This window comes from uncultured Meiothermus sp. (assembly GCF_937863175.1).
In the GTDB taxonomy this organism is placed as follows: Bacteria; Deinococcota; Deinococci; order Deinococcales; family Thermaceae; genus Meiothermus.
Window position 1 is genome coordinate 1 of sequence record NZ_CALMCQ010000390.1, and the last position, 10,615, is coordinate 10,615.

Genomic DNA, 10,615 nt, shown 5'->3' on the forward strand with positions numbered 1-10,615 from the left:
AGGATTTGCGCGTGCAAGACATCGTTTAGCTCATCTTCGGTGACCATTTTTTGTTGCAGCGCCAGAAAGCCCAGGGGGGTTCCCGGGTTCTCTTGTTGCTGGTATTTGACCAGTTCCTGTACCTGTTCGAGGGTCAGATAGTCGAAGCGCACCAGGTACTCGCCCAGGTGGGGGCCGGGGTGGGTCTGGATGTAGGCGATTTTGCCCTCGCGAACATGAATTCGTCCCTTCAGCTTGGGGCAGGTTAGACTGATGACGGCATTTTTGCGGCCTCCCTCGAGGGTGCGCAGCAGATCTCCCAGTTCAATTTCGCCCAGTCTGGCCCGGATCACGGTGCGGTTTCCTCAAGTGATTGCCGTAGACCGGCAATCCCAACTCAGTATGGCATCTTTTCCGAACTCCCGGCAGCCTTTATTACCCGTTTGCCAGGGGCGCCTGGCCACTTGCGCTCAACCGCAGCGTGTTTTGCGCCAAGCCGGGCATGAGATTTATTGATCACGGGCAGTTGTTTTACCAAGCTGGGCGCTGATTTTTAGAGCAAAATCGCCAGGCGGCTCTTCCAAGTGCAAACGGCGACCTCGGTAGCGGCTCGGGAATCCAGGCGGTGTGAGCTTTAGCGCAGGGTTCATGCCAACACCGGGGATCCGTATGCGAAAAGTACGGGAGGTGCTGAGGCTCCGCCAGAATTGGGCCTCAGCGAACGGGCGATAGCCCAGAGTGCTAACCAGAGCCTGCGACCAGTAAATGGCCGCTCATACCAGGAACTCTCGCCAGCCATTGCTTAATCCAGCAGTCGGTTCTGCTCCGGCAGCGGGTAGCCAAAGTGGGTGTAGGCCCGCTCAGTGGCCTGGCGACCCCTGGGGGTGCGCTTGAGCAGTCCCAGCTGAATCAGGAAGGGCTCATGGACTTCCTCGAGGGTTTCGGGGTCTTCGGAGAGTGCGGTGGCCAGGGTCTCGAGGCCCACCGGCCCCCCGGCAAAGCGCTCGATTACGGCCTGCATGATCAGGCGGTCGCGGGTGTCCAGGCCCAGCGCATCCATACCGAGGGCCGCAAGGGCCTGCCGTGTGCGCTCGAGGTGCACCACCTGCTCGCCGGCTACTTCGCTGAAGTCGCGTACTCGCCGGAAAAGCCGCTTGGCAATGCGCATGGTGCCACGGCTGCGGTGCCCGATTTCCAGGGCGGCCTCGGGCTCGATGCGCAGTCCCATCAGCTGGGCATCGCGCTCGACGCCCTGGGCCAGCTCGGTCTCGGTGTAAAACTCGAGGTGCTCGATAATCCCGAAGCGGCTCCGCAAGGGCCCGGAGATGAGCCCGGGGCGGGTGGTCGCGCCAATCAGGGTAAAGCGGGGCAGATCCAGCCGCAGGGTGCGGGCGGCGGGGCCTGTACCGATGACAATATCAATCTTAAAATCCTCCAGGGCTGGATAAAGGTGTTCCTCGGAAGCCTTGGAAAGCCGGTGTATTTCGTCTATGAATAAGATGTCGCCTTCTTCCAGGCTGTTGGTCAGAATGGCTGCCAGGTCGCCCGGTTTTTCGATGGCGGGGCCGCTGGTCACGCGGATGTTCACGCCCAGCTCGTAGGCCACCACGTGGGCCAGGGTGGTCTTGCCGAGTCCGGGTGGCCCAAACAAGAGCAGGTGGTCGAGGGCCTCCTCCCGGTTCCTGGCAGCCTCGAGGTAGACCCGCAGTTTTTTCTTGAGTTTGGCCTGCCCCACGTAGTCTTCCAGGCTCTTGGGCCGCAGGGTCAAATCCGGTTCCACGCTCCCCATCATACAAGGAGTGTACCACCTCATTATGTTTGCTACATAATCTGGGCCAATCACCCCGCCTGGTTGGTATCCGGCTCCTGGACGCATCGCATCGGGGGGGAAGGGATTTGTGTTGGGCAAGAACCCCTCTCCGGGTAGAGGAAGGGCCGGGATGAGGGGGTTTTGGCCCTATGACTTCGCCAGGGGTGTAAGCCACGGCTGTTTGCGGCTGGCTCCTACCGCCCTCCTTCCCATTCGGCCCTAAAACGCTCGACGAACGCCACCATGTAGGAGTGTCGCTCGTTGGCCAGTTTTCGTGCTGTAGCCGTGTGCATTCGGTCTTTGAGCCAGAAGAGTTTTTCGTAAAAGTGCGACAGGCTCGACGAATCGCTGTTCTGGTACTCGCCAAAGCTCTGGTGCAGGGCAGCGGTCTCGCCAGGATGGTACAGCGCCCGCCCTTTAGAACCCCCATAGGCAAAACAGCGGGCAATCCCGATGGCCCCCATGGCATCCAATCGGTCGGCATCCTGCACTGCCTGGCCTTCCAGACTGGGCATCTCGTCGGCGACGCCTGCTCCTTTGAAGCTGATACGCAGACAGATTTCCAGCACCTGTTCAATAACGGCCGGCTCAACCTCGAGCCCACCGAGCAGTGGCTGGATGACTGGCGTGTGCGCATATTTCCAGTCTTCCAGGTCGTGGCACAGCGCCGCGAGTTCCACCAGATACAAGTCGGCCCCTTCGGCCCTGGCAATGCGTACCGCCATCTGCCGGACCCGCCAAATGTGCCACCAGTCGTGGCTGCCCTCGGAAATGGATCGTTGCTCCACCCTGGTAGCCAGGGCTTCGATGTGTTGTTGTTGTACCGTGGTCACTCCGCCATCCTACGGGCTTAGGGCCGGGGGGTGGGAATTCGCGAAATGCCCCCGGACGTAATATCAATTCTGCTGATACCCACGCGCAAGACGCTTGTGCCGGGGCCTTGCTTCCTTTGCCAATCCTCTACAATAGCTCCGATGGTGCGTTTTGCTGCAACGGGGGTTCGCCTCGACCAGGCCCTGGCCTTTGAGGCCAATACTTCCCGGGCCAAGGCCCAGGAATGGATCGAGGCCGGGCTGGTCTGGGTGGGGGGTAAGGTGGTGACCAGGGCCTCCTATAAGCTCAAGGGAGAGACCGGCGGAGCCCATCCCCCCCCCCCAGTTCCTGTTTCGGTCGCGGCGGAGGACATTCCACTGCGGGTGCTCTACGAAGATGAAGACCTGATCGTGATCAACAAACAGGCCGGCATGATTACCCATCCGGCCCCAGGAGTGTACTCGGGGACGCTGGTGAATGCCATCCTGGGCCGGTTTGGGCTGGATGCCTCGCTGGGCGAGCGCGAGGACGCAGACGACACGGTGCGCATGAAGGCCCAAAGACTCGAGCTGGTGCGCCCCGGCATCGTGCACCGGCTCGACAAGGATACCAGCGGGGCGATTGTGGTAGCACGCCACGAGGCGGCCCACCGCCGCCTGTCCCAGGCCTTCGCAGGGCGTAGCGTCTTCAAGCGCTACATCGCCCTCACGGCGGGAGTCCCGCAGGGAGGCACCCTATCTGCGCCGATAGGCCGTCACCCGGTAGACCGCACCCGCATGCATGTGGGGGGTGTTGCAGCCCGGCATGCCCAGACCGATTTCGAGGTGCTGGGTTCGGTAGAAAGACATGCCCTGGTCTCGACCATCCTGCACACCGGACGCACCCACCAGATTCGCGTACACCTCAAGCACCTGCATACCCCGATTCTGGGCGACGAAGTGTATGGCAAGCCCTCCGATTTGATTGCGCGCCAGGCCCTGCACGCTTACGAACTGCGGCTTCAGCATCCACGCACCGGCAAGTACCTGCATTTTCTGGCCCCCATCCCGACCGATATGGTGCGGGCCTGGAGGCTGCTGGGTGGGGTCTGGCCGGAAGACCTGATTACCGATGCGGCAGGGGTGAATCCAGCAGAACCCTCCTGGTAGAAAAAGCTTGATTTGCGGGCGCGGGTTGGGAATACTGTGGAGCAACTGGACAGCCCGGAGGTAAGGTATGAATGTAGTTTTCCTCTCCCCCCATTTTCCTCCCAACTTCTGGCCTTTTTGCGTGCGTCTGCGCGAGGCCGGACATACGGTGCTGGGCCTGGCCGACGCCGAATTTGACCAGCTACATCCCGAGTTGAGGTATGCCCTGACCGAGTATTACAAGGTTTCCGATCTGCACAACTACCAGGAGCTGGTGCGGGCCCTGGGCTACTTCACCCACAAGTACGGCAAACTGGATCGGCTCGAGTCCATGAGCGAGTACTGGCTCGAGACCGAGGCCATGCTGCGTCAGGATTTCAATATTTTCGGCCTGCGCCCTGAGGACATGAGCCACATCAAGCGCAAGTCGGTCATGAAGCAGTACTTCCAGCTTGCGGGCTTGCGGGTAGCACGGGGCAAGGTTTGCCGCACGGCGGTAGAAGCCCAGGATTTTGTGGAAGAGGTGGGCTATCCGGTGGTGGCCAAGCCCGACATTGGGGTGGGTGCGGCCAAAACCTACAAGATCAACAACGATGCAGAACTGATGGACTACATCGCTACCAAGCCCCCGGTGGAATACATCCTGGAGGAGTTTGTCCCTGGCCGAGTCATCACCTACGATGGCCTGACCGACCTCCAGGGCAGGGTGGTATTCGATAGTTCGCTCGAGTATTCCAGAGGCGTGATGGACGTGGTCAACGAGGATACCGACATTTATTACTACATGGTGCGGGAGATCGCCGAAGACCTGCGCGAGGCAGGGCGCAAGGTTGCCAAAACCTTCAACGTGCTCGAGCGCTTCTTCCACTTCGAGTTCTTTCGGCTGGAAGATGGCTCACTGGTGGCGCTGGAAGTGAATATGCGTCCGCCCGGCGGCCTTTCGATTGACATGTTCAACTATGCCAACGATATGGACATCTTCAAGGAGTGGGTCAACGTGCTCACCCACGGCACCGTGGGCGAGCAGGCCAGGCACCCCTATTTCTGTACCTATGTGGGCCGCAAAGATCACATCCACTACAAGCGTTCGCACCAACAGGTAATGCTCGAGTTCGGGCCGCTGGTAGCCCACCACGAGCCCATCAGCGGTATTTTTGCGGGTGCGATCGGCAACTACGGTTACATCTTGCGCCACCCTGAACTCAGCCCCATGCTGAGGGCAGCGCAAGCCATACAGGAAAGAGCCTAGTGCCGGAGGCCAGCCCAAAAGGGCCCTCGACCCTTTACTCTCGAGCAGTGACGAGGACAGTATGCAGACCGAATATCACAAGTGGTTCAGCCCGGCCCTGGGGCACGAAATGGAACTCAAGCTCTACGGCCACTATGGCCAGCCGGTCATCGTATTTCCCGCGCAGAACGGGCGCTGGTTCGACTGGGAAGGCCACGCCGGGATGGCCCAGGCCCTGGCTCCCATGATTGAAGCAGGCCGGGTCAAGTTTTTTTGTGTGGACGGCATTGACTGGCAGAGCTGGACCAACAAGAGCATTCCGCCTGCCCAGCGGGCCCGCCGTCACAACGACTACGATGCCTACATCCTGCAGGAGGTGGTCTCGTTTGTGCGCAAGAACACTGGCCTACAGACCATGTGGGTTACCGGGTGTAGCATGGGGGCCTATCATGCCGCCAACTTCTTCTTCAAATACCCCGAGGTGTTTGATGGCCTGATCGCTTTGTCGGGGCTCTACCAGGTAGGCGGCTTTGTGGGAGACCAGGGGGGTATGGATGCTTACTACAATTCCCCGCTGTGGTACTTGCGCAACCTCACCGACCAGGACAAGCTAGCTGCCTACCGGCGCAACAAAATCGTGTTTGCGGTGGGGCAGGGGCGCTGGGAAGAAGAGTGCGTGCGTGATATACGTGAAATGCAGGAACTGCTCCACCAGAAGGGCGTGTACGCCACCTTTGACTACTGGGGCCACGATGTAGATCACGACTGGCCCTGGTGGCAGAAGATGCTGCCGCACGAGCTGGAACGGCTGGGGGTCTAGACACTTGCTTCCATGGCGCGGCCCTGCTGGGCACAAAACCTGGCGTATTGGTGTATTTTGCATAACCGGTATAGTTGAAAGGCGGGGCAAGCCCAGAATACAATGCGCCTCACTACTCGAGGTCTGATGAGACTTCACCTGGGTAGGAAAGCCGTGGCAGTGTCCGTCGCAATTGTGCATCTGTGGTTCTCGCTTTCATGAATAAGCTAATGATGATCGAGCGTGATTTGGTGAAACAGAACAAATGGAGCGTCTGGCTAAAGAGTTGGGTTTTAGACGGAACAAAGCCTCTAGAGTGCCGGATGGTGAAAGTGCAGCTATATCTGGCATCTTTAATACCCAGGGCCTTCCAGACCGACAGGATATGCTGTGCTTGGCTGCTCCGGTACACCGGACCTGGTGCGGATTGCGGGCTGGAGTCTAAGGTAAAACTTTTATTTATGCGACTGCTGTCATGGGGTTGCATAGGGCCTTGCAAAGCCGTAATCCACAGAAAATCGTTCGCGGGAAAGGCCGGGAAGGGCCTTGAACCAGGGCTTCTTTATGTCGGCTATGGCCTTAGCAAGAGCGAGGGTCAAAGCGGATGAACACCGATAAACCATCGCGGCTGGTGGCGCTGGCGCTGGTGCCGTTTGCCCTGTTTGCTCTGGCGCTCATGGTCTACCTTACTGCCGAACTGCCAGTACGGATACACCTGCCGTGGATTCCCTCACTTGGCATTGAGGCTTCGCTGCATATAGATGGGTGGGCGCTGCAGTTTATACTGCTGATCACCGGTATTGGCGGCTTTGTTCTGGTCTACGCGGCGGGCTACCTGGCGGGCGACCCAAAGCGTAAAAGGGTATTTGTGCTATTGCTGGCCTTCATGGCCGCGATGCTCGGCAGCGTCAGCGCCGACAACCTGATCGTGCTCTTCGTCTTCTGGGAGCTCACCGGCCTGACCTCCTTCCTGCTGGTGGGCACCAAACACGAGGACGCTACCGCACGCGCTAGCGCCCGCCAGGCCCTGGTGGTAACCGGTGGCGGTGGTCTGGTTATGCTGGCAGGCCTCATCTTGCTTGGGCAGGTAGCCGGGACGTACTCGATCTCCGAACTGATCGCGAGCGGGCCTAACTGGATTAACCACGAGCTGGTTCCACTGGCGCTGGTCTGTATCTTTATCGGGGCCTTCTCCAAAAGCGCTCAGTTCCCCTTCCACTTCTGGCTGCCCAACGCCATGAGCGCCCCAACCCCGGTCTCGGCTTACCTGCACTCGGCGACCATGGTAAAGCTAGGCATCTACCTGCTGGGTCGGCTTCACCCGGCGTTTGATGAGCTGCTACTGTGGCAGGTCTCGCTGATAACCGTGGGGGTAGTGACTTCAGTCCTGGCCATGCTACTGACCCTAAGTGAACGTGACCTCAAACGCATCCTGGCCTGGTCAACGGTGGCTGCGCTGGGCACCCTAGTAATGCTGATAGGCCAGCCTGGCGACGGTGCGGTCATGGCTACCAGCGCCTTCCTGCTGGCGCACGCTCTGTACAAGGCCCCGCTGTTCTTTGTGGCCGGTAACGTGGACTATGCAGCCGGAACCCGCAACATTGACCATCTGTCCAGACTGGTCAGGGTAATGCCTTTGAGTGCAGTTGCAGCGCTGTTGGCGGCAATTTCGATGGCCGGCATGCCCTTATCATTTGGCTTCGTTGCCAAGGACTTAATCGAGATTGCTAAACATGATGGCCAGATTTTTGCCTGGGCTAGCTACGCCAGCATGTTCGTCAGCGCGATGTCGGTAGCAGTGGCCGCCGTGGCGGCCATCCGAGTCTTCTGGCAGCACAACGGAAACGCCAGCACCGAGGGGGTGCATGAAGGCAGCCCCCTGCTCTGGCTACCACCGCTGATGGTAGCAGGGCTGGGCATCGTGCTGGGGTTAGTGCCTCATCTGATAGGCCCCCTGATTGGGGCTGCTGCCGAGTCCATGCGGCCGGCCCTGCAGTACGAGGAACTAAGAATCTTGCTAAATGGGCATGTCCTGGTATCGCTGGTTACCGCCAGCGTGATTGGACTAGCCTTCTTCATCGCCTGGGATCAGTTGCACAAGTTGCTCGAGCGTGGGCGTGAGCTCGAGCGCTTCTCGCCCTCGGCCTGGTACGACCTGCTAATGCGGGCCATCCCGGCAGCGGCCAACTGGCTGACCCCTCGGTTGCAGCACGGTAGCCTGGTCGGTTATGCGGCTATGCTGCTTGGCGCCGTGGTCGTGGCCGTAGTACCGGCGCTGGTGATTTGGAACAGGCAGTGGCCCGCCTTCGACCCGCCATCGCTAGCGGTGGTCGGGGTCAGTCTGTTGCTGGTGGTGGCGGCTATAGCCGCCTGCCGTGTGCGCGACTCTTTCGTACTGCTGCTTACCAGCGGTCTGGTTGGGTTCGGTTCTGCGCTGTTATTCCTGTTCCTGGGAGCGCCCGACCTTGCTCTCACCCAGTTTGCGGTGGAGGTGGCTTTTGTGGTGGTGATTGCAGCTATCCTGCTGCGCGTACGCAGGCTGGATCTGGAACCAGCCCCGGTTCACAACACTAAAGCCCGCACAGTAGTGGCTGTAGCGGTGGGAACGGTTATAGCAGCCCTGGTGCTGGCTGCTACCGCCGGCCTCTTCGACCCGGTGCTGACACAGTACTTTGCCGAGCGAGCAGTGCCGGATGCTCACGGCCGGAATGTGGTCAATGTGGTGCTGGTAGACTTCCGGGCGGTTGACACCCTGGGAGAAATCGCAGTGGTTGGGGCGAGCTTTATAGCCACCATACCCTTGCTGTTGTTAGTACGGGCGCGGCTGGCAAAGTCACGGAGGAAAAACCCATGACCCAGCGCGCGGTAATTCTCGATGTGGCCGTACGGATCCTGTATCCGCTTATGCTTGCCGCAGCTTTCTGGCTTCTGCTGCGCGGCCATAACGAGCCGGGTGGCGGATTTATTGGTGGGATGGTCGCAGTTGCGGCCACAGCTATGCTGGCCGTGGCCCGCGGAGCAGATTTCGCCCAGTCGCGTATGCCCCTGGGGCCGCTGAGACTGGCCTATGCTTCGCTGCTGCTTTCGTTTGCCTCTGGCCTTCCGGCTTTAGGGCACAACCTGCCTTACATGACCCACCTGTGGGGCTCGATACCTCTGGGCTTTACCGAGTTCAAGGTCTCAACGGTGATGCTATTCGATCTTGGTGTCTTTGGCACCGTATGGGCGGCGCTGGGCGGTCTGTGTGCCCAGGTGGTGGCCATTGATGAGGAGGCCGAGCCATGATCTGGGTTCTGGCTTTTGCCATCGGCGCGATGGTGGCTGCAGGGGTCTACCTGGTACTGGCGCGCGACCTGCTACGGGTGGTTATCGGGGTATCGCTAATTGGCGCCGCGGCCAACCTGTCTATGTTTGTCGCTGGCCGTGTTGGAACCATGAACCCGCCGGTAGTTCCGCTAGGGGAAACCCTGCTGGCAGCCGATGCTGCCAACCCGCTTCCGCAGGCCCTGGTCTTGACCGCAATTGTGATTGGAATGGCGCTGACTTTCTTCTCGCTGGTACTGGTGCTGGCTATCAGCCAGGAGACCGCAAATAACGACAGCGAAAAGCTGCGAGAAGCCGAGCCCCCGCCGGCCGCTAACGGCCAGCCGGTACTGGAAGATGCCACCACCAGCGAGCACCCAGACCCCAGGGCGCTGCAGGAGGTGCGATGAGCGAGAATATCTGGGTTGCTGCGCCAGTTCTGGTTCCGCTGGGTATAGCCCTGCTCACCGGCCTGCTGTCGGGGCAGCCCCGACAGCAGGCTGCGGTAAGCCTGGCCGGAGCATTTGCTCTGCTGGCCAGCACCCTGGTGCTCCTGGCCTACGCCGAGGCCGGAGTCACTTTGCACATGTCATTTGGTGACTGGGAAGCGCCCTTCGGCATTGAGTTTGCTGCCGACCGGCTTGGCGCCAGCATGGCAGTGATCACTGCACTGATGGGTCTGGCGGCGCTCCTGTTTCAACTCTCCGATGCCGATACAGCCGCAGTCTCGCCGACACTGCATCCTCTGGTTCATCTGTTGCTGGCCGGTGTAGGCGGAGCCTTTGTGACCGCTGACCTGTTCAACCTGTATGTCTGGTTCGAGCTGATGTTGATCTCGGCCCTGGGCCTGCTAGCCTACGGTGCACGACCCCGGCATCTGGATGCCACGCTAAAGTATTTCGTGCTAAACACACTTGGTACCTTGTTTCTGCTGGTCTCCATCGCCACCGTTTATGGCGCAACCGGGTACCTGAACTTTAGCGCACTGGAGCAGGTCGGGCTCCAGGACGAGGCAGGACGACTAACTCCCTTTATAGTCGCACTGGTGCTGGCCTTTTTAATCAAGGCCAGCGCCTTCCCGGTGTTCGCCTGGCTACCGGCAGCGTATCACACCCTTCCAGCGCCACTTGCGGCCTTGTTTGCCGCGCTGCTGACCAAGGTGGGGGTATATGCAGTGCTACGTGTACTCGGCGACGTGTTTACCACCACGCCCGCAATTGTCTACGAGGTGCTGGGCTGGGTTGCGGTGGCAACTATGATTACCGGGGTGCTTGGGGCTGCCTATCACTGGGACATGCGGCGCATCCTGGCTTTCCACATCATTAGCCAGATCGGCTACATGTTACTGGGTATCGGATTAGCCAGCCAGCAAGGGTATGTGGGCAGCATGTTTTATATTATTCATCACATCATCGTTAAGGCCAACCTGTTTCTGATTGCTGCAATCGTCTTCCGGCTAACCGGCAGCTACGATTTGCGTCGCTGCGGCGGGCTGTACAAAGTGCGGCCCTGGCTTGGTTTGCTGTTTCTGGTGCCCGCGATGTCGCTGGTGGGAA

Annotated in this window: 10 protein-coding genes; 7 read left to right on the forward strand and 3 right to left on the reverse strand. The window is 59.8% G+C overall.

Features of this window, described 5'->3' with window-relative positions:
* From Q0288_RS14605 to Q0288_RS14615, 3 genes are all read right to left on the reverse strand, one after another.
* Window positions 1–332 (reverse strand): DUF4388 domain-containing protein (locus Q0288_RS14605; protein WP_299431866.1); only part of this gene is annotated, 332 nt, incomplete at its 3' end.
* A 449-nt stretch (window positions 333–781) separates the two neighbouring features.
* Window positions 782–1,771 carry a Holliday junction branch migration DNA helicase RuvB gene (gene ruvB, locus Q0288_RS14610; RefSeq protein WP_299431869.1) on the reverse strand — a complete coding sequence of 330 codons (990 nt, stop codon included), beginning with the start codon at window positions 1,769–1,771 and terminating at the stop codon, window positions 782–784.
* A gap of 212 nt (window positions 1,772–1,983) precedes the next feature.
* Complete coding sequence (locus Q0288_RS14615) at window positions 1,984–2,622, reverse strand: HD domain-containing protein (RefSeq protein ID WP_299431872.1); 639 nt, start codon at window positions 2,620–2,622, stop codon at window positions 1,984–1,986.
* A gap of 141 nt (window positions 2,623–2,763) precedes the next feature.
* Between Q0288_RS14615 and Q0288_RS14620 the strand changes: the two genes are divergently transcribed.
* From Q0288_RS14620 to Q0288_RS14650, 7 genes are all read left to right on the forward strand, one after another.
* Complete coding sequence (locus Q0288_RS14620; protein WP_299431875.1) at window positions 2,764–3,750, forward strand: RluA family pseudouridine synthase; 987 nt, start codon at window positions 2,764–2,766, stop codon at window positions 3,748–3,750.
* Between the two features lie 67 nt (window positions 3,751–3,817).
* Complete coding sequence (locus tag Q0288_RS14625; protein ID WP_299431878.1) at window positions 3,818–4,978, forward strand: ATP-grasp domain-containing protein; 1,161 nt, start codon at window positions 3,818–3,820, stop codon at window positions 4,976–4,978.
* Window positions 4,979–5,039: 61 nt separating this feature from the next.
* Entirely contained in the window at window positions 5,040–5,777 is a 738-nt protein-coding gene (locus Q0288_RS14630) for an alpha/beta fold hydrolase (protein WP_299431881.1), read from the forward strand.
* 583 nt (window positions 5,778–6,360) lie between these two features.
* Window positions 6,361–8,610: a hydrogen gas-evolving membrane-bound hydrogenase subunit E gene (gene mbhE / locus Q0288_RS14635; RefSeq protein ID WP_299431884.1), complete on the forward strand. Its 2,250-nt coding sequence runs from the start codon at window positions 6,361–6,363 to the stop codon at window positions 8,608–8,610.
* Window positions 8,607–9,041 (forward strand): MnhB domain-containing protein, encoded by a 435-nt coding sequence (locus Q0288_RS14640; RefSeq protein WP_299431886.1) that lies wholly within the window; start codon window positions 8,607–8,609, stop codon window positions 9,039–9,041. The genes mbhE and Q0288_RS14640 overlap by 4 nt, the downstream gene beginning before the upstream one ends.
* Complete coding sequence (locus Q0288_RS14645; protein WP_299431889.1) at window positions 9,038–9,469, forward strand: NADH-quinone oxidoreductase subunit K; 432 nt, start codon at window positions 9,038–9,040, stop codon at window positions 9,467–9,469. Before Q0288_RS14640 ends, Q0288_RS14645 begins: the two co-directional genes overlap by 4 nt.
* The coding region (locus Q0288_RS14650) for a proton-conducting transporter membrane subunit (protein WP_299431892.1) at window positions 9,466–10,615 on the forward strand (1,150 nt) is incomplete at its 3' end. The genes Q0288_RS14645 and Q0288_RS14650, both read left to right, overlap by 4 nt.